The organism is Epilithonimonas sp. (genome assembly GCF_032055105.1).
Taxonomy (GTDB): domain Bacteria; phylum Bacteroidota; class Bacteroidia; order Flavobacteriales; family Weeksellaceae; genus Epilithonimonas.
In genome coordinates, this window is record NZ_DAMBRK010000011.1 from 38,507 (window position 1) to 65,407 (window position 26,901).

Sequence of the window (26,901 nt, forward strand, 5' to 3'; positions counted from 1 at the left end):
ATTATCAAAGATTATCACTTAATTTCAAATTATACTTCTATTTAAGTAGTACTTGGTATCCATGCTTTTCCAGTTCATATCGTGTAATAAAAGGTAAAGGCAACTGCATCTTCCTAAGATGGGGAGTAAGCATATCTTCTTCAGTGACAAAAAATGATTTTACTTGATAATCTGTGACATCAATTCCATATTTTTTAGTTATTTGATCCTTGTTACTTTTTAACCAAGTGTCACGATCCATATGCTTATTAACCCATCCGCTTGTACCATCACTACCAAATAATTTATTTACTTCAGAAACCATTTCCATTATATTGCGACTAGGAGACATGCTTTTGCTTTCTAGGCTAAATAGTATTTTTTTAGAAGCATCAATTATCAACACATCAATATCTCCAATATCTTTAGAATGTTTAAATTCGAAACCAGGTCCAATAAATAGTTCCTGATCAATGACTAAATTTGTTGGATCAATAGATGCAATAATAGCCCTAACTAATCCATCTCCTCGTTCTTGAGCAAATGCTCCTAAGACTGAAATAATGGCAGATTCCTTTTTCGGTACACGGAGTCTTCCAGACTGGCACTGGTCTGCCAAAATTCTCTTACTGTCCAAAACCTGTCTAGGCCCCCAAAATACAATTCTGTCAGATGAACTCTGTTCTCCAAAAAGTACTATAGGTTTCCTTAGCAGCGAAAGCATTCTATTATATTTGAAAGGAACTATATCCGAAATTTCGAAACCTGAATTTTTTGGCAGAAAATGTACGGTTCCTCTTTTTTCTAAGGATAAATAATTCAATACACTATCAAACTCCGAGTCAGAAAATTTGAGTACAGCATTTTTATTTATCTCTTCTTTTAATTTATCTAAAGGAAAAGAGGCATAATCAAATGCTTGTTTGAATCCAATTTCTGACAAAATATCAATAAAATAGCATATCCTCGTAAAAGACACTCCATAATCTTCTATAAATGCTTTATCAAGCTTTTCAGGTACATCTGAAACATTTTTATCTTGCAGATTTTGTGCAAAGATTTGGTCAAATGCTTCCACAGTATCGTGAACATTTTCTGATGTTTTCGACTTATGATAGGGGTCGAAAACATCAGCCATTTCTTGTTTTATAGTTCCGATACGACCCGACGGCAAAACACTCATTTTAACATCAAATAGGTCAAAGAATATCATGTCTGCTATTGATCCCCATTTTATAATTTGATCCATTATAGCAATTAATTCGTCAACATCCGTAGTAGATGGAATCTTACCACCATCTTTCTGTTCTGCAGCAAGATGTTCAATGAGACATCGAACAGAAACCGTGGTCCTGTTGAGCTTAGAAAGTGTAAGATAAACGTCTTCTATCTGTTGTTCTTCAGTGACAAAACAGGCTATTCTTGTGGGGATTTCTATTTTTAAAAGTTCCCTTTTTCTAATTAAACTTTCATTCAAACCTGTTAGCCGTTTTAGCAATTCTAACGAATTAAAATTTTCAAGCTTGGCATTCAAAAGACCAAACAAAGCATCATTTGTTATTCCTCTTACAAGTTTTAAACGTTCATCTTTAGTAGCTATTTCGCCAATGGCAGGGCATTTGTCTCCAAGAAGACCCACAATTTGATCCAATACTTTTCCTGAATCATATTCCTGAATGTACCTATAATTTTTAAGATTAGTAGGGTCCATCAACAAATTATCAACTGTATCTAAAATATAAAACTTTTTCTTCATCCCAAGTGGAACGTCATTCTCTACTGTTTCCTCAACTTTAGCTTCTGGAATCATATCAAAACCTTCTCTAACCAATAATTCGTTAAAACCTTTTAGTATTTGACTCACTAAAACTCTTTCACCCTCATTGTCACCTCCATAAAGATAGGCAACAATTTCTTTAGGTATTATTAATTTAAAACCACTATCTTCCAAGACAAGGTTAAAATATGTTTCAAGATTTTCTTCTCTTTTATAATTTCTCTCTATTGCATCAAATTTCTCAGGATTATCAAATTCAAATTTAATTTCAAAAGGTTTTACTAGAAGAGGTTTAATGTACATCTTAATATTTTCCTGTATCTGCCAAAGCCAATAGCTAATCCCCTCAGAAATTTGGAAATACATATTTTTTAGACCATAGGATGCAACAGTTGGAGTACTATGAGGCATTACCCATATTGGGTTATCATATCCTTCAACAGCAAAACAAGGATTCCCAGTTAAAAGCTCATGCTGATTATAATATACAGGCATAAAACTATCCTTCTTTTCGACACCAACAAAAGAATAACCGCTTCCTTTTTTTCGGAGTATTGAGTGCTTATCAGTTTTAGTTTTCGCTTCGATACACCAGTCCCTCGCATCACCAGGTTCAGCAAATGGTGCTACATTTGCACTTTCATCAGAAAGATAAAAGGAATTGGAATTTTCAATAAAGACTTGTAATAAATCTAAAGTTGAAAAACTGAAAAACAAAGGATTTGACTTCACCAATGCTTTTCGGGATTTGGCAAATTTCCACAGATCAATCGCATCTACATTCCGCATTTGAATCAAAACATCAAGCTCCTGAATCGGCATTGCTAAAATTTCATCTGCTCCATCCTCTTTAATTGAATACATTAAAATTCCGCCAATTACTGACGGAATGGATATCGAAAAAATTTTGAAATCTTTATACTTTTCAACATTTCTTAGGGCACTTACTATTTTTGTTGGTTGCCCTACTCCTTCAAGACTTGCAATATCCTCAAATCCAAACTCAGAAAAGCTGTAGTTTTTCCCGCTATCTCCAAGGTATCTCACAAACGCAATTTTATCACTATCAAATTGGTAAAAACCAGCCTTCATATCTTCATCCAAAACTATTTCATGAATTGAAACGAAATCAAACCCTAATTTATCTAATCCTAATTGCAAATTGTTCCAAGCAAAGGCATGGTAAGCGTCATTAACCTCCTTCATACATTGATTATTTTCAGCCATGTTCCAAATAAAACGACTAAGAGAAAGACAAATTGTCGTAGGTGAAAGTATTATGTACCCCTCCTCTGTTTTTAAAATTGGTTTATATAAAATTGCATTACTGAAAGGATCTATTGAAGATTCTGTGATTTCTCTTTCGGGATCAATAGTAAAAAAATCCACTATTTCTGGTGAAATGTTTTTCTTTTCTAAAAAATCTGTCATTTCCTCTTTACTAATAAAGATGGCATTTTTCAATTGTTCCAACTTATAATTATCAGGAACAATCAATTTATTAGTCTCCGAAGAGTCTACCATATATCTAGTATACCCCAAACGTTTTGCTATAAGATCAGAAATACCAAGCATAAATAATGATGCCGTAACAGTATTATCTTTAAACCATTCTGGAATATTACTATTCGGCCAATGGAAAATAGATCCAAGCTGGTTGCTCAAAAGTCCTTGTCCATTTTCAGTAATACCAGGAAAAATAACATAGTCGCCTCCAAGGAAAGTAATCAAATCTGTAAAAGTATTTGTACAGAGATCTTCCATATCATGAGAAGAATATGCTTCAGCTAAGAATTGATCTAATACGGTACTATTTGGGGCATCCGCTCCGTATTTTTCAGAAAGAAATGTTTTAACAACCAATTCTTCAAGTCTTACATTTTTCCCATGATTTTCAGGGAGAATTGATAGCCCAGCAAATATCTTCAACAATTCTAACTTATCATATTTTGAAAAAAATGTAATACTATCCATTTTCTTCGAAGGTCTAATCTGTAACAAGCTGTTCTTTGGCTTATCAATACAACATTTTTTGTATTTCAATCCAGATCCACAAGGGCATCGATCATTGCGTCCTATTCTCATAAATAAAATTTTAATGGTTAGATTTTTTTCACTGTCACACAGAGATTTAGTGACCACAATCACCAAAGTTGAGCCTTTTATAAAAAATGAAATTTTGACAGTTAATTTATTCAAAGCCTGTGCTACTACGTGTCAAACTGTCATAGTCAAATTCATTTAAAAGTGAATATAAAATTTAAAGATTTGTATTTTACGAATAATTTAATTCTATCTTCTCATTCCAGCAGAACCCGAAAAAATTTGTTCAGATTTGCCTTCTTTTGGCGGTATTTGATTTTCTTTGAGTAATTGATGTGAAACAACCTTACCAATAACAAAAAAAGTTTTGTTTTCAATATTTCTCTCCTTTACAATATCTTTAAATTGATTTAATCTTAAGCTTTCATCCTTTTCTTTCTTATATCGAGTAACTAAATCTAATTTTATATCAGGAAGCTGTTCAAATTTTTTATCTAACTCACTAATTTTATCCTCAGTGTTTTTTGTTTGGGCTTCTATTTCTGCAACGTTAATTCCTTTTTCAGCTAAAAATTCAATTGTTTTTTGCAATTCAGCTTTAGCCAAATCGATTGTTTTCTGGTAGGATGGAAGTTGATTTTTCCAATATCCCGAATTCTCACCTTCATCATTTGAATATCCCAAGATCCTGTTATAAGATAACTCTGCTTTGGTTACCATCTCTTTCACTTTCAAAAAGTCATTATGCTTCCTCAGCACAAAGGCTATATCTGCCAAATGCTTATTTTTCTCCACTTCTATCTTTTTCTTCAGGAGTTCAATTTCAATATTTGCTCTCGTTTCAGGATCAGTAATAATAGAAGTTTTGAGTTCCTGTGTACTTATATCAGAAACATCTAGAACATTCGCCCCTTTCTTCATTGCTTCCAAGTATCTTGCCTGTTTGGATTGAAGTTTCTGAAGCATAAAAACATCAATACTATCATTAGTAAGCATAAAGTTTACCCTAACATTTTCGTGCTTATTTCCTTGTCGCCAAGCACGACCTTCAACCTGTCTCAAAGTTGTAAAATTATAGGGAAGAGAAAGCAAATACAAATCTGTAGTATTTTCTTGAAGGTTCATTCCTTCCTGGATCGCTTCACTACCAATGATGATTTTAATTTTTCCTGAATTAAAATCATCCTGAATTTTCAATCTGTTGGGCTTAGTAGTTACCCCTGTAATCACACCTACTTCTCCTGGTTTATAACCTACTTCAGTCACAAGATAGTCCTTCATTTTAAGAAACTCTGAGACCGCTAATTCAGAATAAATAATCTGACCTGAATCAGGAATATCCATTTTATTCTGTCGTATGAGATTCATTGTTTCATTAAGCTTAGGAGAATTCTCAATAAATTCTTTTACTGAAGGTAATTCTTTATCATAATAGGATGACAAATATGGTGAAATTGCTATAAGCCTCGCATTTAGAATATGAGTTAAAATTGCGCCTTTTTGAGTATCATCAAAGTTATCTGTTAGTAAGTCATACTGTTCTTGAGTTAGATCATTCTGTTCAATTTTATACTCTTTGTTTATTTTATTTGGTCTGATCAATTCAGGATTATCCTCCTCTCCTTTTATATCAATAAACTCTGACAAAAGCTGTTGAAATAAAGAATTATTTTTAAACCTTCTAACATTGGCTTTAAATTTCACATCTCCCTTGGCATCGATTTCCATATCATTATCCGCCTCCATAAAGGTTTCAAAGAATGTATTCACATTAAAATATCCTGATTCTTCTAACCGCTTATTGGCAATCAACGATAGGACTGAATAATATTCTAGAGGTTTATTGGTAAAAGGCGTTGCTGAAAGTAGAGTTACATTTCTACCATTATATCTATCTTGAATATACTGTGAGGCCATCCAGGTATTAATCCCCAGTTTGGAAGTTTGTTGGTTTTGACTTCTAAAATCTGAAGCAAATCTTCGATCCTCAATTCTAACTTTTCCTACAATATGATTGGCATTGTGAACTTCATCAAAAGTCATATGATCAAAACCAAAATCTTCCCAATCGTAGATTTTACCTCGCTTCATCTTTCCTTCAATCTCTTTCTCTTTTTCCAATTCTATTTGAAAATCTCTCTCGCTGATAGAGTTCACACTTCTTAATTCGCTTTCGGATATGTAGGAGAATTTTGAAGCTAAATCTTGGGTAATGTTTTCTGAAAAACCGATATTGTTGAAGCCTTCATAGGTAACAATGGTTATTTCTCCGTCTTTGTTATCAAATTTGGATAGATCATAATCCTTTCCAAGATTGCCCAACACATTTACTTTTGCATTTGGAATGGTTTCAAATATTGTTTCCACCCATTGTTTTAAAATGCTATCATTAGGAACAACAATCAATGGTCTTTTTGCATTCCCACGTTCCATTGCTTCGTGCATTGACAATATTCCGGAAAGCGTTTTTCCAAAACCAACTTCGTGCGCCAATAAGCCAACTCCTTTTGTCGTCAATCGTCCGATTCCGGCTTTCTGAACTTCAGTCAATTTAAGTTCTTTCCCTTTGAAATTTTGGAAAATTTTAGAAAACAACGGAAATCTGGAATAATCTGGAACGTAAATACTATTGAAATTTCGATTAAAATCCTTTACAAAACGTTCCCTTAGTTCATCTGATAACTCTTCACGAACGAATTTGTGAAAAAGATCATTAGCTGCAACTTTACGTCTTTCACGAACTAATGCATTTCGCTCTTTATCACTTCCTGTTACAGTTTCATTATCTACAAAACTTTTAACCTCCCAAGCTGAAGAGCCTGCAAAAGCATCATTTGATAAACTCCCAACAAAATCTTTAAATTTTTCAGCAAGATTGTAATCAACAATGACAGTTTCCACAAGTCTAGTTGCACTATTATATTGTTCTTTTTCTACCTGACCTAGAGTAAATTGATGTACAAATTCATGATTGGGACTGACTGATATTTCATCCAAAGATTTTGGAATAGGTACAACTTTAAGGAGTAGATTCATTTGCTTATGATACTGCTCCTCAGTTCTATCAACGGCGTACTTATCAACAAAGTCTTTTTCCAACTGCTCCAGTTTAGCATAAATATTTCCTTCTGCATAATAAAAATCGTGTACCCATTTTCCGTCAATGAAATTGGCAAATTGGTAGTGTTTGTCTTTATTATTCAAAGTTCCATCGTAATTTGTATCACGAAAAGCTTCAATTTGTTCATGGGAAATGGAAGTGTTATTTTGAAGAGATGTATTTATTATTTCATCAGATTTGGAAAACAGATATTTTAGAATACCTTTCTTTATTTCCGGTTTCGTCTGGACTCTATATTCTAAATCTTTTCTATTTTGAGATTGAAGAATTTTCTCAGATTTATCAAGAGTCTCTTTTAGTTTTACAGCAGAAAATGACTGACTATTTGTTTCTATTTGTTCTTTAAGCTTGATGTACTTTTCAATTTCCTTAATAACTGTTGGAGATTTAAATTTGATTTCATGTAAGGTTGAAAGTACCTTTTCGATCTTCTCTTGAACTTCATCAACACTAATTTCAATTTGAGTATTCTTTTGTATAACGTCAATGACGGGATTTTCAGAATCTGAACTCTCTAAAAACAAATCTTCAAAAAGGTTTCCAATTCGTTCGGTTTCTTTTTTTGTTTGCAGCTTTTCCCAGATGGTTAAAGCTTCATCTAAGTTTCCGTACACATATTGTTCTATTCTTCCAAAACGATTACTTTTTTCTCGAATTTCCCCTAATATATTTTCGGGATTCTCTTCAAAATAATTAGAAATATCTCTAGTGATTTTTAGCAATGATTTTTTAAGGATAATAATATCAGTTCCTACCTGAGTTCCAGCAAAGGCTCTGGTTGGTAAACGGTATGCCTTTGAAATCTCAGCATTTTCTAGTTTCTTTTGTCTATTCAGCCAACCTGAAGGAAGCACCATTGCCAAAAGACCATTTGATTTTAAAGAATCTAAAGACCGTTTAACAAAATAATCTTCGTACTTACTAATCTTAGGTTCTTCTCCCAATCCCTTATAAAAACCACGATGTTCCCCATAGGGCGGATTACCGATAACTAAATCATATTTCTCTGCATATTCTTTTGCTTCAGTCTTTTGTCCTCGGTCATCAATAAATTCAGTTTCAAATGAACGTAGATTGATGTCAGTTTCAGGATGAAAAATTTTAGCTATTTTGGCTGTAGTATCATTGATTTCAAAAGCTGTAACTTTAGTTTTTAAAGAAAGCTCTTTTACAGCGTAGAGAAAATTTCCAGTCCCAACACTTGGCTCTAAAACTGAAATCTCTTTTTGATTTTTAAACTGGTCTTTGATAAGATTTCGAATCGTTTCTACGATTTTTGAATCGGTGTAATATTCATCTAGAATTCCACGTCCCTCCTTAGCAGTACCGCCGCTTTTATATTGATTGCAAATGTTTTTTAGATCATCAGTAATTTCAACATTGGGATGAAAAGTAATTTTTTTATCCTCAGAAACAAAACAAGCTGCAGAAACCACCTCCGCAACCTGTTCATTGGTCAGTTTTTGACCTTTATATTTTGAAATAAGAGAATTTAATTCCTCAATATTTTTGGAATCACCTAATCTTCTTTCGATTCTATCGGATACAACTCTCCCGGATAAGATTCCGCCAAAGGAATCTTTTCTTCCTTCATTCTCTTTAACATTGTCAGGTTTTGCTGTGTCAATGGATTCGCTTCCTCCGTTTCCAGTATCGCTCCGCTCTGGCTTTTCAAGTCCATTTCCAGCATTGTTACTGCCCAAAGTTTGTCCTCCTGAGTAATCTCCGTTTTGTTCGGATTGGCTTCTTTCGAGAGATTCTCCAGAATTTCGTTCAGAAAAACTGGATCCCAAGTGCTGAGTGTCGGATAATCTTTCTGATTTAATGATAACATCTGCATTTTCAGAATTTTTTGGTTCAACTAAAGTAATATTTTTATTTTGAAGATCTAATTTATTTTGAAGGTATGTACTTAGATCTTTATTTCCCACTTGGGAAATCTCATACATAGTTCTTATATCTTTTATATTTTTTTCTTTAAATTCTAGAAGAATTTTATGTGTGGCTGCATCCCCTATCTTGCTTCCTTCCAGACAAAGAAAAATTTTTCCATCAAAATTTTGATAGCGATTCAGAAATTTTTTAGTATTCGTTGTAGAATTGAGCGTGATAAGACTCCTGTTATTATTTTGATTATTAAGTTTTAACAACTCTAAAAACGAAAGTGTATCAGCTTCCTTTTCAAAGACTATAAGCTCATTCTTATTCCCATTAATAATAGAAATATCGTCTTTATAATTAAAAGAATCCAATGACATACTTAATTACCGTTTTTATTGCTTACGAAATGATTGAATTCAAATAGTTCTTTAGCCTGTTCATCCCAACTATTTCTAGGTAACAGCTGAAGGGTTACGAAAATGTCATTCTTTTTATTATAAGAATCAATTCGCTCCAACCTTCCGTGATAGTCTATTTCGGCATGTTTATAGAAGGAGTATGGTACAATAGTATCTGTTGGATAAATATAAAAGCGAGTGTAATTCCATGGAGAATTGATCTCAAAACGTTTGTATTTTTTATTAAATAGAACCGTGTCTGATAAATTTCTTCTGTTTCTATAATTAAGAATCCAGTCTTTTGAAAATACAGCACCTTCTTTTTTATCCCAAACTAAAAATGGTTTTTGTTTTTGAAAAACATCTGAAAATATAATAGTATTCTGGGATTGATCCAATTGATAACATAATGAATCCCTAATGTAATACATCCTTTTGCAAACTTCAGGAAACGCAGTATCAGGAACTAATTCTATGATTTGATTTTGCGAATAATTGATTTTGGATAAATGAATGCTCTTCATTTGATCCAAACCATTGGAAGCATTAAAATAAACGTTTGAGATAAGGTCTATACCACCCTTTTCTAATTTGATTTCCTTTTGACAGGAATTTAGAAAAATGTGAAATACAAAAAAAGGAAATATTAATTTTAAATTCATATCAAGTGAGTTTATAAAAAAGCGGTAAGTCTTTAAAAGATTTACCGCTCCTGATGAAAATATAAGTGAGTAAAATCTTTATCGTTTGATGCTTTGTTCTCTAACATTCGACTTTTCGTGCTTGTTATCTTGTTCCAAACCCTCTAAAGGTTTGTTTGTATTAAGCCTGTTCATTTCATTGTCGTAGAGCTTAAGATTTCTGTTTTGAGGATCCAACACTGCTTTACCTTCAATGACCTGATCATTGTATTTGAATTTCACTTTCACAATATTTCCTTTCTCTAGTGATTTTAGGACACCTTCTTTCCATTCCGGGTTATCAAATACGAGATTGGATTTTTCAACAATATTGGCTGTATCTACGCCATAATTTTTATAGAAAGTCTGAAAATTGTAGTTGCCCCATTGGTTTTTATCCTCTCCAAAGTTCAGCTTTACAAAAGCAGATTCTCTTTCGTTCGATTTTGGGTTATCAAATTCAATTTTCACGGAGCGACCCTCTAAAAGGTTAATAGCTTCTTTCACTGTAAATGAGCTCTCTCTACTAACTCTAAAATTCTGTACAATAGATTCTGCTTTTTCATTAATAAGATTTGCATCATAAGAGTTTAGAAATATTCCACCTTTTTCACTTCTATTATAATTTAAGGTAAAGTCAACCTTATTTTCAGGTAAGGTTTTGTCAGAAGTTGCTTTAATTGTGAACTCCTGTTTATTTGAATTAATACCATTTTCTAAATCTTTATGAATTTTTTCATCTTCGCCAAAGCCAAGATATTTCAATTGGTCTTTCAGGTATTTTACTTGGTCAAATTCTTTTTGTGTTTCCATAATGTTTGGGTTTTGTGTGTTAAATTTTATATCATTGACTGTTAATGTTCTAAATAATTGTAAACAATCTTCATCCAGATAGGTTTTTAAGATTTCACCATTTTCTAATAATTCATATGATTCTCCATTTACTTGTTTCTCTAAAAAGCCAAAGGCTAATGCGTATTTATCAGCCTTTGATAAAAAATGTCCATCAAGGACATCTGGAATTTTTTCTAATTGCTTATTTGTTAGTGAGTAATAGCCATTCGTTGTCCCAAATTCCTCCTTTTCTGAAAAACTCTTTCTTTGCTCATCGGTTATGTACAGATTTTCAAGCATGAATCCATTTTCTTTATTAAATTTGATGTAATTGAGTAGATCATTTTTCTCATCTTCAGAAAGTTTCGGGGAAAGATTATTTTGTGCTGCTTTTCCTTTTAGATCAGTTTCCGCATAGGTTTTAAATTCGTTCAAACTTTTAGATCGGTCGTAAAAATCTTTCATGTTTGTCCAACGATTGTCTAATGTTGGTAATCTATATTCCTGAGTCTGTATATCGTAGCCATAGTAGCTAAAACCACTTGGACTTTTCAACGAACCACTTCCATCATCATATTCACGCCAAACCCATCCTTCAGGAAGACCAGATGCAGAAACCAAGTTTTCGTTAAAGTCATCTTGCGAAAACGCATCATCAATTTCGAAATTGTCTTCTTGCCAACCAAGCTGATTACTACTTTCTTTACTGTTGTTAAACTCTTCAGCGAGAGGTTTAATTTCAGTCCCTAATTTTTTTGCTTCAATCTCATAATTACGGTAATGATTAGCCTGCCGTTCATCTATTGGTGTATTGGTCATTCCTAAACTTAGTTCACCAAAACTTTCAAAATTTGTTTCAACCGGAGCTTTAGTATGTGCATTAAAAATAGAATTGACAGTATAGGCAGATTCTTGAATTATTTGACTTTCTATAGACTTATAGATTTGCATAAATCTTTTTTCTTGATCAGAAAAATTTCTTTCCCCGTCTCTAAAAAAAATTTCTGGAGCCGTACTTTTGATTTCATTTTCAAAATCTTTGTAAGCTTTGGTTTTTGGAGTAATCACTCTGTCAAACCAGGATAGTTTTTTCTCCATAATTTTGAAAGTTTACCTTCTGAAGCTTTTTCTTTTCTCTTGTTCCTCAGATTGTTCTTCCTGTTCCTCCCTGTTCCTGTTAGCGTCTTCATACATATCTCTATCATTAACATTCAATTGAATATCCGAATCACCACCTTTTGAAAGTTGTTTTTCTGTAACAGCAATGCGACTTACAGTTGCAATTTCTCTCGAAACAATGTTCACATCATTTGTAATTTCCTTAGCTATTTCAGGATATCGGTCAATTTTATCTTGTAGAAAGTCTTTAAGTTTTAGAAGTTCGTTTTTGTAACGGTTAAGTTCCTCTGCATTCTTTTTATTAGCAATGATGGCGGTTAGCTCTGTTGCATTTTTGATGAAATCAAACTCTACAACTTTTCCTGTTTCAGTATCGTAGTTAAGAGCCTTTTTTTCAAATGAAGGATGTTCATTTGAAAGCTCTTTTACATCTGTGTATTGAACTTTGTCTTTGCTATTTTCTAAAAGTTTATTCAGACTCTTATCACGTTCAAGAAAAATGACCTTAAGTTTAGTATTATCTTCTGTGAGCTGGAAAGTGGCTCTATTCTTATCATTGTCGGCAACGATAGTATATCCTTGCAGAAATTTCTGAATATCATCTTCGCTTAGCTTTTTGGAAAATGTAAGATCATCATTGATGATTCCAAAATTTTTAAGTTCGTCCGTAGGTAAATTGTGTTTTTGCATAATGGTAAGTATTTTAATATCGGCTGTTTGAGTTTTTTTCTGTATCATAATAATTAGCAATCAAATTGTTGGCTTTAATAAGATCATTTAAAAAGCGGATTGGGTTAATATATTTTCCGTTTTCAGCAACAGAAAAATGGAGATGTGCTCCTGTTGAATTTCCAGTATTCCCACTTTTTGCAATAATGAATCCTGCCTTAACAGCTTCTCCGGCTTTATAATAAATTTCGGAAAGATGGAGATAGGAGGTTACAAATGAACCGGAATGTTTGATTTTTATATAATTCCCACCTCCACTTGGATCCCATCCCGATGCTAAAACAATTCCATCCAAAACAGCATAAACATTTTCATAACTGGCTTTGAGATCGGTTCCCGTATGAATTTTGGTAGTTCCTAAAACAGGATGGCTTCGCTTTCCGAAAGGAGAAGTAACCACAATGCTTCTATCCAAAGGCATACTTATTTTTGAGATAAATTCTTCTTCATTAATGAAATCGATTTTTTTAATTGGTTTCTCTATACTTGTCTGCCCTTGATTAATCAATTTTTCATCTTTCATTTTCATACGAGAATCATCATTATTTGCAGAACTGGCTTCTTTTCGCTCAAAACCTGATATGTTGTAATGAAGAAGCATCATTGATTTCAAGGAGTCAATCTCCTTCTTCAAATCGTGTTTGGTCGGGGCATTGAAAAGTCTTTTAATAACCTTTTCCTTAACTTCTTTCTTCTTAAAAGCAGATTCTTTTTGAAAACTTTGTTTCTCATCATCAGCTGCCTTCGATTTAATTTTTTTAGGGATGATTGTATTGAACTGAGCAAAAACCAATGAATGGCAGCCCAGAGCAAACGCCGTCATAAAGTATTTTCTTATCAATTTCATTTTATTATTCTTTAATATTTTCATTGACGATAAGCTCCACCTCTCGATTGATTTTTCTGAAGTTCGTCATTAAGACTTCTTCTTTTCGATTGATACCTTTTTTGTCTATAAATGAATAGTAGTAAGGCATCTCTGCATAATTTTTTCCCTCTTCCTTAATGGCATTCATATCAAGATTAATCTTTCCTTTTATAGCAGAGGTTTTGTACTCTTCAGTACTATTCTCTTCACCCTGCGCAATCATTCCAACCATTTCACCGGTTTTAAGGGCTGCAATTTTGCCAGCAGGAATCATAAAGTCCATTTTTTCATTGATACTCGTCGATGTTCCTTGTTGTGAAATGGATTGGGAGTAAGACTTCTGTTTAATTTTCCCGAATAATTTTTCAAGCCAGTCCAAGGTATTTTTATCTCTTACAGAACCGGAAAGAACATTTCCTACAATCGCAGAAATAGTATCTGCAACTTCCTTTTTATAAAACTGTCTAAGCTGCGGAATTTCCTGAAGCCCAAGTAATACAGCAACCCTGTTACTTCGTGCTGTTGCAATTACATTATCTATTTTATGGATGTAGATGGTTGGAAATTCATCACCAACAACTCCACCCGGCAGATTATGCTTGGAATTGATTAGGCGTAAAGTCCTGTTCAATATTGACGAATACAAAGCTGAGTTAATATCCTGCGTACTGGGATCAGATGCTAAAATCAGAATCGAAGGATTTTTCTTATCCGTTATTTTCAGCTCAACTTCATCTCCTGAAAACACCCAAAAACTTTCCTTAGTTGCCAATCGGGAAAGAAAGATTTTTAAAGTTCCAATTTGCCCTTCCAATTGATCGAAAGCCTTGTTGTCATATGCTGTTTTGAATGGTGAAAGCAAGGATAAAATTTCTTCGTTGGTAAAAAGTGTATCAAAGATTTCCTTATAACTGTGGTTCATAAAAGATAAGATATGAGGCAGGTCTGAATATTTACCATTTTCCAGCGTGGCAAAAAAGTAGATACAAGAAGACAGGAAGTTAATTGCCGACTGGGTAAAAAATGCCTCTGAACCACCTCCGGAACTTGCTCCTCCTTTTTGCAATGATGAAACCATTGATTCTGCCATTTCCTGAGCTTCAGCTAAGGTTTGAATATATTTCTTGTGAAATGGATTAACTCTTCTTGATTTTTCTACTTCATTCAGATTGATAATATGAAAACTGTAGTTATAATCTGACTCTTTACTCTTCTTCAATAAATAATGGTAATAGGCAATCTGCGCCAGATCAGGAAACTTGAAATCGTAAATACAAAGACAAAAACCTTTAGCAATCATTTGTCGAATGGAAGGATTAATTACCCCAAACGATTTTCCGGAACCCGGTACTCCGATTACAATAGTACCTCTAAAAGGATCTATATTAATATAGCCTTTATAGGTTTTGTTATTGTATCTGAAAACATACGGGATATTGATTGAGGTATCAGTGTTTACAAGTTCCTTGTTTTGATCAAAAGATTCTTCTTCCACATTCCACCGATCTTTTCCCATTTTTTGTTGCATCAACTTTGAAATACTGTCTGCTCCCATCTGAAGAATAACTGCTCCTAAAAAAGAAAGAACTGCGTAAATGATTTGATACAGATTAAGCCCTGGAAAAATATGAGGTAGCTCTTCATTTCCTGCTTCATTCTGCCAGATCAAGGATAAAAAAATCATCAATAATCCTAACACCATAGGAATTCCAATCTCTGTATAGATATTGAGGTCTTTCTTTTTCTTAGCTTTTGTTCCAACCCCAACCAATCCAATTAAAATCACCGTGGCAAATTTGGCATTGATGGGAGGATATATAAAGCTCATCTTTGAGAAGTTCTTCAATAAATTCGAAACCACAGGAACATCAGCGTTCAGATAAAACAGCGAGGCACAATCCAATGCAACCACAGCATAGACTACCTTTTGCAGGAATCCATAGATTTTGATTTGATGTTGTTGCTCTTGCATTTTGTTATTTTTATTATAAAATGGAAATCGAACTTCGACTTAGAAAGTATCGGCTTTTAGAATGTCAGAATAATTAACTTTCATTTCAATGGTTCTTCCTGAAAGCTGTTCCTCAATTAATCTTATCATCATTACCTTAGAATTCGGGTAAGTGAACTTTTTGAAAACATAGATGTTTCTGAAATTTTTCTTGAAATGTTTTTGAGGATTCAGCTGAAAAAGCGGAATCATTTCGATGCTTTGGTTATTGGTTGCCTTATGGATCTTTTTATCTTCTATGGAAAATTTCAACGCCTCAATATCATAACTCAGATTAGAATTGTTTTTAAAAGTCATATCAAGAAAAATGTAATCACTGATGACATAGACATTGTTGAGCTGGAAACTGAGTTTAAGATTTTTCTCCTCTCTGATGGGGTTGCTTTCAGATTTCTTCTGAATGATTCCCATTGCAAATTTTCTGAGTTCAAGATTAGAGAATACCATCTTGTCAAATTCAATCGGCTGCATCGCTTCAGGCTGAATGTGAATATTGGTGATTGTATTCAAGCTTTCAGAGTTTCTGTAAACCGCTTTATATTGAGCAATAAAAGATTGTCCAACAACGGTAATAATTCCGACTTGATATCCATTGAAAAAAGCGGAGGATTTCTTCTTTGTATCTTTTTCCTCAGATGTTGGATTGTCTGTAATTTTGATTCTTGCAATATTGGTTGTTGGTAAATCTCCTGTCAGTTTTTCTGTAGACAGATCGACGTATTGTATAGGTTCTGGAGAAATAATATGCAGGTTAATACCCTCGGTAATTTCTATCTTCGGTAAATCAGAAATGATCTGTTCTTTGGTTGCTGTCTGTGCATTGAGGGTTGCTGTAAATAGTAAAAGTGTATATAAAAATGATTTCATTGCTTTAAGGTTTGGGTTGGTTTTGAGATTCTTTTAATTGTTTCTCGTCAATCAGAAATACATAGGAATTGTATTTCAACTTGGCTTTGTTGGTTTTAATCAGGTTAGCGATCGACTTGGAAGTGGATGTAAATAGTTTGGAAACAATGGTGGTAAAAAATCCTTCTCCTCCCATATCCATTTGGGTTCCCTGAACCGAGTTGCTTCCCATTTCACGGATCATATCTATGAATACACTTTGGGGAACATACAAGCCTTTCATACCATCAACATCGTAAATCGAAAGGTTAATTGGAAAAATCTCTCCTTTAGAAAATACTGAGATGATTTTCAAATCGACTCGTTGCATTGTAAATCCTGAGATTTGACCATACAAAATGGAACCTTTACTGATTTTCCTGTTTCCAACAAAGATGTCTTCCAATAATCTGAATCTAATCCTGCTTCCTAAAAAACCTTTGTTATTTTCATCGATAACTGCCTTGATAAAACTATTTTCCTTTTCTTTATAAATTGCGTTGAAGTCATTATTGATATCTGACTTACTGACATTGAATGTAGAATTAATGAACTCGTCCATCTTTTCTTTATTGGCTTTTAGCTTTTGTTCAGCCGCCAGCTTGCTTTGATAATCGGGGTCTCTTGCTTTCTCTAAAGAATCCATCACCAGCATTTGCTGCTTCAGATATTTTACTGGATCCTGCTGTATATTTTGTTCTTTTGTTTTGGGTTTTTCACTCTGAATATTATCTTCTGCTTTTCCGTAGGATTTGTCATTCAACATTTTAATAATCTCAGTCGATCTTTTATAGTCCTGATTTTCGTTAGCCTGTTTAGGGGTATAGTACGATGAAGGATTTCCTGCTGCCTGATATTGATTCTGCCTTGAATTGAAGGCTTTTAAAGAATCAATCCTTCTTTTCTGAGCTAACGACAATTGGTCGTCATAGCTTAACAGACTATCCTGTTCCTTATCCAATCCTCCAAGCATTGTTCTGTTATCTTCTTTTTTGAAGAATGCATCATACGCATCATTTTTGGTCATAATCGAATCCTGCGATTCACCAAGTGTTATGGAAAGTTCTTTGGGTTTTTCAGTAGGTTTATCTTCTTTCACAAATTGAGCGCCCACATAGGCGAACAGTAAAATGAACGGCAAAGCAAGGAGAGGCAGAACATATTTTTTTTCTTTAAAGTTGATTTTCTTAATGTCCATTTTTTAAGTGTTGGTATTGGTTAAACAGATATTCTATTCTCAAGCTGTCTTCTTTTCTTAAATCTTGCCTATCTCTTTTTACTTTCAATGATTGGAGCTCAGCAACTATTTTCTCCATTTCCTTGTCATTATTAGGTAAAGTATTTTGAATGACTGAACTCTTGGAATAAATAACTGGAGGCTTTATCTTGAATGTCATATCTGAAGGAAAGAAGATACCTTGCACAATGGATATGATGAATGAAACGGATAGGAAAGCCATCGAATACATAAAAAACTTCTTAGGATTTCTGACTGCCCAGCCTAACCATTTCTGTCCGTTTTTTTTAAAAAAAGCATTCATCTTAGTATGAGTTTTTATTTTGGTTAGACAATTCTTCGTTGTTGATGATTCGCCAGTTTTTGAGAAGGACACCGTGAGGATTGTTAGGGCTTCTTATGATGTCATCAAAAAATCCTTCAGTAAATAATTTTCGGGTAATAACAGACGATTTTCTGGTGATCATCTGTCTTCCGAAAAATTGAAACTTCTTGTTTTCCATATTCAGGCTAATGGAATCGGTATGGATACTGACCATTGAACTTGAAGCAACGATCTGATTATAAAATCCCTTTTCTCTTAGATTGGTATATTCCTTTTTCCCACTGTCATCGATGAGGTATAATGATTTTTGGATATTTTCCTTGATATAAGAATCATCGGGAGCGAGCGTAAAAAATAGTCTGTGGAATAGTTCGATCTGTGCTTTGTATTCTACAGGTCTATTCAGAAGTACATCGGTCTGCTTGGCAAGAACTGGAACGCCATTGTCCAGAATGTAGATTGATTTTCTCGAATCCTGAATCATTCTGTAAGCAAAGAAGAAACCTGCAATGATGATAAAGACTGCAAATGCAATAGCTCCCAATGACACCACTTTATTGATCTTGATTCTCTGTTCAATATTTTTTATAAGCATTTTTAGTTATTCTTTTAGATTACTTTTTACTTTTCATTGAATCCTGTACTCTTCTTGATGCAGAACTTGCGGCAGCTGATTTTGCAGAAGCTGCAACTGCTGAAGCTCCTCCAGTTTTAATAGCCAAAACAGCTGCTTTTGCACCGCTAGCCATTTTACCTGCTGCACTTTTCATTTTTGTCAAAGCACCTGCCCCTCCTGCTGTCACAATAGTATCAGCAATGGTTGGAGTCATTAGAACTCCGATTCCTGTAACGATATAAGCCACGCAGGTAAAAAGCTGATTATAAATCATTCCGGAATTTGAAACATAGACCATTAAAGCATCCAGGTTGGTAATAGTTCCATTCGTTAAAAGCGTATCATATCTTTCTATTTCCATTGTATAGCCTGACGCAATTAACTGCTGACCAATGTTGATAATCGTATAGGCAACAAAAGTGTAGAGATTGATATTGATAAATTTGGAAACCCAGCTGTAAAAAGAGTTTTCAAATCCCGGAATCAGGGACATTCCAACCGCAATAGGACCAAGAATGATTAATATATAGGCCCAGATCTTTTGAATAAAGAAGATGAGATAGACACAAATTCTGAGAATCGAAAGGCAGATAAATTCGATGACTTCCGCAACCAATTTCTGCATTTGAAATTCCATTCTTATTTGCCATTCCTTAATAGGCTGTAATAATTTATCTATCCCATCACTAATATCAAACCACGAGTCATCAGCATCTTCACTTGTATTATTGATGACCTCCTGCTTGGCATCTTCCTCGGCATTGAGTTTAATGACTGCATCCAACAATTGTTGTTGCTTTTTGAACCTTTGAACTCTTAGGTCATTTACCCCTGATTCAATGTCACTAAAAATGGCTAGTCCCGGTTCTGCAAGTGCTTCAAAAGGTGCTTGCAATAGATTAACAAATCCCATCCAATAAATCAATGTGAATCCAATAAGAATAGGTTTGAGCATCGGGGTGATTTCCCATTCGCGGTCTCCGGCTGCCATCTGCCATCCCATATAACCGAGATACATCAGTGCACCCAATCCGCCTATGGCTCTTCCAACCAATGCTGAACCTTCTGCACTATCCTGTACACTGTTATCCAGTTTAGTAAAGACTTCCATAAACCATTTTTCAAAAGCACCATCACCTTTTAAAAACTGTAACAGATTGCTGTAATCACTATCCGTCTGGGCAAAGCCCATTATTGGCAGTCCTATTGCAAAAAGGCAAAAAAAGTATGTCAATTTTCTATTCATATTAGTATCTGTGTTTGTATTGCTGCATCACATTTTGAACAATCTGCTTATCAGAAGCAGGCGTCCATTGTGTTGGTAAAGCTGTAGGCAAATGGCTATCCAATATATTTTTGTAGTCCAGTAGCAACGTCGTTTTGTTATTATGCTTCCTTAATTCCTGAACAAATTTTCTCCATTTGATAAGCATTTCGTGATACATTACAAACCTCTTTCCTCTTGGCATATCCATAGAGCGGGACATTGAGTACTTATCTTTAATGAGATCCAGTTCTTCCTGAAGCCTCTTTAATGTACCGGTCGTACTGAGCGTTTCATACGTCTGCTGATCTTTCAGTCTCCATTCAATAAAGTTTTGTGGCGTGTCCGGAAACTCAGTGATTGGTTTCAGCATTCGCTTATAGTACAAAAGCCAGAGAGGGTCGGCATCGACAGTTGCAGAAGTGCAATGGGCAAGATCCTGAACACTTCTTTTATAAATTGTATCGGAAGCAGCTTTGATTTTCTTCGCCTCTTCTTCCTGAAATTTCAGTTGGGCAAATCGCAGGTTTTGTTCACCTGTTGGTTTGAGTGGTCTTATATCGTCACCGTACTTATAATCCCTATTGATTTTAGGAGCCCAAATTCCCCAGACCGTTGCATAGGCAAAATTGGTTTGAATACCCAGAAAATATTTTGGATAAGGTCGCCAGTCTCCCCAGCTTTCAAACGTCATCCGTTTGTGCTGTGCAACGATAGAAGGATCATTCAATCTCTTTACACTCACTTGCCCGAAAACATTTGCAATAACAAATAGGAAGAGAAAAAATTTCCCTTTTTTAAATAGATTTTCCATAAGTCTAATTGAATAGGTGTTTGTATTTTTGAATAATATCTCCGACAATGGCTTTATCTACATTGAGGTAATTTCTAAGCACAGGGACTTGAAACAGGTATGGGATTTTCTTGGCATTCTTTAATCTTAAAATGATGTAAAGGATGTTACCATTGATATTTCTTACCCGAGTAAATACCTTTTCAATCAGCATTTCCCTATCCATCGCATCCATCAGGAAATCTTTGTCTTCATTCAAGACATCTTGGGTAACCTCCTGTTGGAGTTTAATGACTTGTTTGCCTATTTCGGTATAGTATTTTGAGACTAAAACAGCGTATTCCGGATGTTGTGCCGACAAATCCAGCATCTTGTTGGAATTGGTAACAATCTTTCCTAAATACTGATACAGATAGATTAATTTTTTGCTTTGTGTTAGTGCCGAATTGACATTTTTAAGCTGCTGATAGATATATTCCTGAATCGCAATGATTTGAGTTGTCTTGTTGTTAATATCATCATATAGGTCCTTTTGTTTTTCATAGGAATCCAGAAAAGCCTGTTCACTTGCCAATCGAACGCCGTGATTAAGTGTGATCTGTGACAGCAGTTTATCATTGATGACAATCTGCTGGCTTTTTACTAAAATGCCAAATAATGCAGTTACTCCAAGGGTTAATACTTTTTTCATTTTAAAAAGATTTGATATTGTTCATAATACTTTCCACAACCTGTTTATCTCTATTAACATAGTATTGGAATGCTCTTTTATTTCTTAAGACTTTTGCTTTGACATCTCTTATTTTTAAAAGCATATGTGTTGAATTTCTACTGATTGCCTTGACTTCTCCCAGTGCATAATCAAGCAGAATCTTACGCTCCGATTTTTCCATCTGGTTGATAGCTCCATAAGACAGGATGATTCCTGTGATTAACCGAGTGACCATTTGGAGGTCATCCACAAACTGTACTTGCGATGGCAGAACAGTTATAATTGAATAGGGCGCAGTACTGATCTCATTAATAATAGCGGTCTGATTATCCGTAATCTTAGTTATCTCTCTGCTCATAGCGATTCCTGTGGGTATTGCCTGAACAGCAAATGAGACAATTCGTAACCTGTCCTGCACTTTGGTAATCTTATCTTTGAAATCTTTCCATTGTGATTGATTAACAGTTTCCACAGTAGCATTTATAGTCTGTTTTTGCCTCATTTCTTTTTGTCGGTCGTGTTCTTTCATTGCGGCATTGATCTCTAAATCCATCATCGGAAAGGAAACATTTTCCTGCTGCCACGCAGGTGTAGAACTGCCACCTGAAGAAGTCATCACGATATAAAGTGGAATAATTAGAATCAGAAAAATCTTTCTCATCTCTTGATTTTTAAAAATTCCTTTTATACTTGTTCATTATGTTCTCCACAATACCTTTATCGGTATTGATGTATCCAGTAAAAGGATTGATGGAATTCCAGAATCCCAATCGGTTGGCTTTTTCAAGTCTTAGCTTTATCGCCAAAAGCCATAGTTTCAGATTTTTTACATTTCCTGAGATATTATGCAGAATTTTATAGCGGTCTCCAGCAGTAGCCAGATTCAGTTCTCCTGATGCCAAAATATCAGTGATATCTGTTACTATTTTCAAACTTTGCTCATAGGTTTTTTGTGAAGCCTTGGTTCCAAATATGGCATACTGAGGATGCTGTGAAGCCAATTGAACAACCTGAGCAGAATAATCATAGCATTTGTTCAGCTCAGTGTAAATCTGTTGAACCTGAATTCCATTTTGTAGTGTTCCGGAAACTTCCTTCAAGCCTTTTAATATTTTATTCTGAATATCATTGGCGGCAATCATCTGGGTTCCGACCCAGGTTTGTGCATCCTTTAATTTTGATGTTTCTTCGATGACCTCATTCTGTTTGGCTTTCAGATTTTCTGAATACAATATCATTGCAGCCGTTACCGTAGGATCGATGTAGGTATTCTGAGCAGATAAAAAACTTCCTAATCCTAAAAAGAGAATACTAAGCTTTTTCATACTGATAATTTTTAGTGATTAACTCTGTAAAACTGATTTGATGGTCTTCAAGTTCCTGTGAAATGACCTTGAAAACATTTTTTCCTTTGTTCTCATTTTTCATCCTGCGGTAATAGGAAACAATCTTTTGGTCTAAAGGATTTTTATACAAATTGACCAGCGAAACAAGATTTTCAAGGCTGTCACCAAAAACTTTTAAATCAGAGACAATCTTGATAAGTGCTTCATCATAATTTCCATACTTCTGCACATAATACTCTACTGCCGATTTCTCCGGCTTCTCTGTCGTGTAGGTTAAATACTGCTCTATTGAAACTTCGTTGCCATAAACTTCACCTTTAGAACCTCTTTTAAGATAAAACTCCTTGAACCTGCTTCGTCCGAATTTGTTATTAAGGTTGTTGATCGTGAATATTTTGTTCTGCTCGACTTTGTTCAATGAAAGTAATGCCGCTATCCTATCGAAATTGTCTTTGAATTTGGTCTGATCAAGAAGAATAAAAGTGTCGGAATTGTTGATGATACTGTCTTTTACAACAGCATTCCCAATAATGTCATCCAGTTCTTGTGTTACCACCACCGCTTCTCCCCAGAATTTTCTTACCGTTTTGTATAGGTATAAAATATACCCTCCCATCAGTTTACTTGCAATTGCTTTCCACGCTTCTTCGATAATCAGAGCTTTTCTGCGGTCTTTTCTAAGACGCATTTTCTGAATGAATGTGTCCATAATGATGAGAGTCACAATAGGAAAAAGCTTTGGATTATCCTTTACATTATCAATCTCAAATACTATAAATGATTCATCAAACAAAGTGTTATCAGCAGATTCATTAAGCGTTGTTCCATATCGTCCACCTTTGTAAAAATCCCGCAGAACAAATAGAAAAGTTCTAAGATTAAACTCTCTTTCTGTGATACTGTGTTTCTTATTATTCAGATAAAGAGGTAGGAATTTGTCACAATAATCATAGAAACCATTGAAGGAAAGTTCTTTTGCATCAAGTCTTTCTTCGAGTTCTTTAATCTTTTTAATGATGGCTTTTCTAAACGTTTCGTTCCAGTTTTCTTCTGTTTTGGGTTGTTTTATAATCTCATTAGATTTTATGAGAATCAATTGGGTTTCATTGTAAATTCTTCTTCTCTCTTCATCACCCAACGTTTCATAAGCTTCATAGATCATATAAAATTTTTCATTGTCGTAATCAGGATTATTAATATTCTTGTCAGGATGGTAGAACTTCAATAGTTTCCTTCCGGCTTCCTTGATCTCTTCGGAACTTGCGTTGAAAGCAATTCCTAAAACATCGTAGTATGTCCGCTGTTCATTGACTTCATTCTCATATTGAGCATAGATATCTTCCTCGTGAATGTTGTATTTAATCAAATAAAGAATTAACTCTTCTGAAGTTTTATTCTCATACCATTCGGTTCCAGAGTTGAAATATTGATGATAATAGGAGATCAGCACATTATCCAATATTGATTTCTGGGCAGATGACATTGACGCATCAGGACCTTGCCAGATAAGGAAGATCAGATTGGTTAAAAACTCTATTTTTTCAATATTGAATTCTTTCTTGTCCATAAGGAAAGGATTCATTGTGATTGGCTTTTCTTCTGTGTATTGAATATATCTTCCCCCTTTGTACTTGCAGGTTCCTGAATAGGAATCACCGGTATCAACGATGACCACATCATAGTTGTAGGTGAGATACTGCTCAATGATATTGTTCATTAGAAAACTCTTGCCTGATCCGCTTGGTCCGAGAACAAACTTGTTTCTATTGTTAATTCTGCCAATTTTCATAGGCAGGTCAGCAGGGTCAACTTTTAATGGAACTCCTTGTCTATCCGTAAACCTCAGATAGAAATTGGATTCTTCATTGACGGGGTAACTCTCTTTAAAAAAAAAACACAAGGCCGCTTCGCTTGTCGTCATAAATAGATCGTATTCCCTAAGTTCTGTAGCATTCCCTGGAATGGCTGACCGGAATAGTTCCAGCTGATTGTAGGCATTCTTGGAAACAATGATTCCTTTCGTGAAGAGTTTGTTTTCAATCTGGGATTGTATCACCTCCATTTTTTCAAGAGCATCGGTTGAAAATAATAATGAAAAATGAGCATTGACGACCAATTGACCATCAGTAGCGATATTATGGAGAAGCGTTTGAATTTCTTCTGCTATAATGGCATTGGACGGAGAATTATTGGCTGCACCCTCGTGCTTTTTCTTTTTCTTGTCGAGTTCTCTCTGTTGCTGTGCCTGAAGGGGAATCGTAATTACCTGATTGTAAATGATGGTTTCGTAATGCTCCAAATCATTGATAAATGTAAAATTATCGACAGCCGTTTCTGATGCTGCACCATTTCCTCCGAGTATGGAATAAGGCTCTATTTCAGAAGGCAGATCAATGTTTTCAACATCAACATATGAAATATTCTTAACGAACTTATTTCCTATCTGCAGATATTCACTGGCTGATTTGATGTTATCAAAAGCGGGAACATCTGAAAACTGCATCGACAATACGCCGGATATGTAATGTTCAAAATCCTTTTCAAACAAAAACTGTGGTTCACAATCATTCTGCATTAAAAGCATAAATACCTTTTGGCATTTATCACGAAGCTCTTTATAACTCTTATCAGAGAAATGATAGTGCTTCATTTTCTTTTTCAGCTTATCATCTACAATATCTGTGAAAAGAAGAACAGTTTCAATGGTTTTAAAAAGTCGCCCTTCAAAATGTTCTGAGTATTTCTGCTGTAGAAATTGATTCGACTCTTCAGCTGTGTATTTTTTCTTGGAAAAGAAATCGAGTTTCTGAACGATTCTACCCTCTCCTATAATGGATACTGCCTGATTTAAAACCGTGTGGAAATTCAGATAATTGTCAGGATCTGCGGAATACTGCTCAACAGGATTTTTTATTTTGATTCCAATAATAGGATTTCCGTATTGTCCAAATAAAACATCAAAATCCCATCCGAAATCTTTTCCAATATCAAAACCGATAAAAGGAATATCAAATACTTGTTTCTTTATTTTGGACATAACCTAAAAGTGTTTTATTGTTTATTTTTTTTGGAAAAATCAAAACCTGATTGAAGTTTTTGGTCTTTGCGTACAAACCATATTTATCCTGTCTTTGGAAGATGAAATAAACACCTCCTCCTGTAACTGCGAGTCCCAAAAGAGAACTCAGCAATCCGAATTTGGATAATATCAGTGCTACGATGACACCGACACCAATGACTCCTACTGCGTAAAAGATGTATTTGCCTTTAAGCCCGAAGAATACAAGGGGTTTTTTAAGCCCCTTGTAGAGATAGAACCCCATATTAAGCAAAGAATGCTGTTACGAATTCCGGAACTACCAATAAAAAGATCATAGCACCTCCATATCCCAAGATTTCTTTGTTGACATCCTGGTCGCCATTCGTCCATTTGTTGTACACTCTCAGACCGCCGATAAAACCGACCAATCCTCCAACTGCTTTTAGGATAAGTTTGATCGGATCCCAATAATCTCTGATGTCATTGGCTGCATTAGAGATTGCCGTCGCACCACCCTGTGCAAATGCAGGAGTTACAGCAAGAAGAATTACACAAGCAGTCATTAACTTTTTAAACAGCTTGTAATGTTTCGATTTGTAGTTCATAATGATTAAGGATTTATGTTTAGAATTGTGTTTATTTTGCTTAGAACTAGGCATGAGGGGTGTGCTATCCACCTTTTATGGGGCGGATCATTTTAGTATTGAAAAGTTTTGATTAACCTCTTAGATCATGGATTGATAGACCTTATAGCCATCACGTTCTGACAGAACCTGAACGTTGGTTTCAGCAAGGTTTAGAAAGTTTTTGAACTGTTTACTAAAGGAATCATTTTTCGGAAATGAAATCACCTCTGTATTTTTTTCTTCGGAATCAAAATCTAGATTTTCTTTTTCTTGTTTGTCCCTTATTTCCGGTTGATTATCAAAAGAATCAATATCCTGTTCCAATTCGAACTTATTTCGCCAGTAATCAAGGTTACGAAGTTCATGTTGGTCATCTTGATTAAATGGAAAAAGCTCTTTTCTACTAAAAGAATTAGGTGTATTGATATTTTCAACATCATCGATTCCAACTTCCTTCACTTCAGTTTTTATTTTTTCTGAAAATTCAGTCAGGGAATACTCCTCAGATTCATCTTGTTTTCCTGAGTTGTCTCTCTTCAAAAAAAGATCGTAGATTATGTTTCCTGTGTAATAAAGCAGATAAATAGCTATAATGGTCGTAATTATTTTGATCATCG

20 protein-coding genes are annotated in these 26,901 nt (G+C 34.5%); all 20 read right to left on the reverse strand.

Features of this window, described 5'->3' with window-relative positions:
• Positions 1 to 37: 37 nt before the first annotated feature.
• The 20 genes from RTY06_RS10635 to RTY06_RS10730 all read right to left on the reverse strand — a co-directional run bounded on the left by RTY06_RS10635 (position 38) and on the right by RTY06_RS10730 (position 26,899).
• On the reverse strand, positions 38 to 3,955 hold the full coding sequence (locus RTY06_RS10635; RefSeq protein WP_312824796.1) for an SEC-C domain-containing protein: 3,918 nt from the start codon (positions 3,953 to 3,955) through the stop codon (positions 38 to 40).
• A gap of 93 nt (positions 3,956 to 4,048) precedes the next feature.
• Positions 4,049 to 9,178, reverse strand: coding sequence for an Eco57I restriction-modification methylase domain-containing protein (locus tag RTY06_RS10640; protein WP_312824798.1), 5,130 nt, complete (start codon positions 9,176 to 9,178; stop codon positions 4,049 to 4,051).
• A 2-nt stretch (positions 9,179 to 9,180) separates the two neighbouring features.
• Complete coding sequence (locus RTY06_RS10645) at positions 9,181 to 9,861, reverse strand: hypothetical protein (RefSeq protein WP_312824799.1); 681 nt, start codon at positions 9,859 to 9,861, stop codon at positions 9,181 to 9,183.
• Positions 9,862 to 9,939: 78 nt separating this feature from the next.
• A complete protein-coding gene (locus RTY06_RS10650; protein WP_312824800.1) occupies positions 9,940 to 11,811 on the reverse strand; it encodes a hypothetical protein in 1,872 nt (623 codons plus the stop codon).
• A 12-nt stretch (positions 11,812 to 11,823) separates the two neighbouring features.
• Positions 11,824 to 12,522, reverse strand: coding sequence for a hypothetical protein (locus tag RTY06_RS10655; protein ID WP_312824801.1), 699 nt, complete (start codon positions 12,520 to 12,522; stop codon positions 11,824 to 11,826).
• A 13-nt stretch (positions 12,523 to 12,535) separates the two neighbouring features.
• Positions 12,536 to 13,408: a M23 family metallopeptidase gene (locus tag RTY06_RS10660; RefSeq protein ID WP_312824802.1), complete on the reverse strand. Its 873-nt coding sequence runs from the start codon at positions 13,406 to 13,408 to the stop codon at positions 12,536 to 12,538.
• Between the two features lie 4 nt (positions 13,409 to 13,412).
• Positions 13,413 to 15,401: a type IV secretion system DNA-binding domain-containing protein gene (locus tag RTY06_RS10665; RefSeq protein WP_312824803.1), complete on the reverse strand. Its 1,989-nt coding sequence runs from the start codon at positions 15,399 to 15,401 to the stop codon at positions 13,413 to 13,415.
• A 39-nt stretch (positions 15,402 to 15,440) separates the two neighbouring features.
• Positions 15,441 to 16,307 (reverse strand): conjugative transposon protein TraN, encoded by an 867-nt coding sequence (traN, locus tag RTY06_RS10670; protein ID WP_312824804.1) that lies wholly within the window; start codon positions 16,305 to 16,307, stop codon positions 15,441 to 15,443.
• Between the two features lie 4 nt (positions 16,308 to 16,311).
• Positions 16,312 to 17,523, reverse strand: coding sequence for a conjugative transposon protein TraM (gene traM / locus RTY06_RS10675; RefSeq protein WP_312824805.1), 1,212 nt, complete (start codon positions 17,521 to 17,523; stop codon positions 16,312 to 16,314).
• Positions 17,513 to 17,866: a hypothetical protein gene (locus RTY06_RS10680; protein WP_312824806.1), complete on the reverse strand. Its 354-nt coding sequence runs from the start codon at positions 17,864 to 17,866 to the stop codon at positions 17,513 to 17,515. Before RTY06_RS10680 ends, traM begins: the two co-directional genes overlap by 11 nt.
• Before the next feature lies 1 nt (position 17,867).
• Positions 17,868 to 18,482: a conjugative transposon protein TraK gene (gene traK / locus RTY06_RS10685; protein ID WP_312824807.1), complete on the reverse strand. Its 615-nt coding sequence runs from the start codon at positions 18,480 to 18,482 to the stop codon at positions 17,868 to 17,870.
• A gap of 19 nt (positions 18,483 to 18,501) precedes the next feature.
• The gene (locus RTY06_RS10690; RefSeq protein ID WP_312824808.1) at positions 18,502 to 19,749 is read right to left on the reverse strand and encodes a type IV secretion system protein; all 1,248 of its coding nucleotides are present in this window, start codon (positions 19,747 to 19,749) and stop codon (positions 18,502 to 18,504) included.
• Between the two features lies 1 nt (position 19,750).
• On the reverse strand, positions 19,751 to 20,512 hold the full coding sequence (locus tag RTY06_RS10695) for a hypothetical protein (RefSeq protein WP_312824809.1): 762 nt from the start codon (positions 20,510 to 20,512) through the stop codon (positions 19,751 to 19,753).
• 73 nt (positions 20,513 to 20,585) lie between these two features.
• The gene (locus tag RTY06_RS10700; protein ID WP_312824811.1) at positions 20,586 to 21,251 is read right to left on the reverse strand and encodes a hypothetical protein; all 666 of its coding nucleotides are present in this window, start codon (positions 21,249 to 21,251) and stop codon (positions 20,586 to 20,588) included.
• Position 21,252: 1 nt separating this feature from the next.
• The gene (locus tag RTY06_RS10705; protein WP_312824812.1) at positions 21,253 to 21,933 is read right to left on the reverse strand and encodes a hypothetical protein; all 681 of its coding nucleotides are present in this window, start codon (positions 21,931 to 21,933) and stop codon (positions 21,253 to 21,255) included.
• 10 nt (positions 21,934 to 21,943) lie between these two features.
• Positions 21,944 to 22,597, reverse strand: coding sequence for a hypothetical protein (locus tag RTY06_RS10710; RefSeq protein ID WP_312824813.1), 654 nt, complete (start codon positions 22,595 to 22,597; stop codon positions 21,944 to 21,946).
• Positions 22,584 to 25,655 (reverse strand): TraG family conjugative transposon ATPase, encoded by a 3,072-nt coding sequence (locus RTY06_RS10715; RefSeq protein ID WP_312824814.1) that lies wholly within the window; start codon positions 25,653 to 25,655, stop codon positions 22,584 to 22,586. Before RTY06_RS10715 ends, RTY06_RS10710 begins: the two co-directional genes overlap by 14 nt.
• Positions 25,627 to 25,941: a DUF4133 domain-containing protein gene (locus RTY06_RS10720; protein WP_312824815.1), complete on the reverse strand. Its 315-nt coding sequence runs from the start codon at positions 25,939 to 25,941 to the stop codon at positions 25,627 to 25,629. Before RTY06_RS10720 ends, RTY06_RS10715 begins: the two co-directional genes overlap by 29 nt.
• A 1-nt stretch (position 25,942) precedes the next feature.
• Positions 25,943 to 26,263, reverse strand: coding sequence for a DUF4134 domain-containing protein (locus RTY06_RS10725; RefSeq protein WP_312824816.1), 321 nt, complete (start codon positions 26,261 to 26,263; stop codon positions 25,943 to 25,945).
• Positions 26,264 to 26,383: 120 nt separating this feature from the next.
• Complete coding sequence (locus RTY06_RS10730; RefSeq protein ID WP_312824817.1) at positions 26,384 to 26,899, reverse strand: hypothetical protein; 516 nt, start codon at positions 26,897 to 26,899, stop codon at positions 26,384 to 26,386.
• Between the last annotated feature and the right edge of the window lie 2 nt (positions 26,900 to 26,901).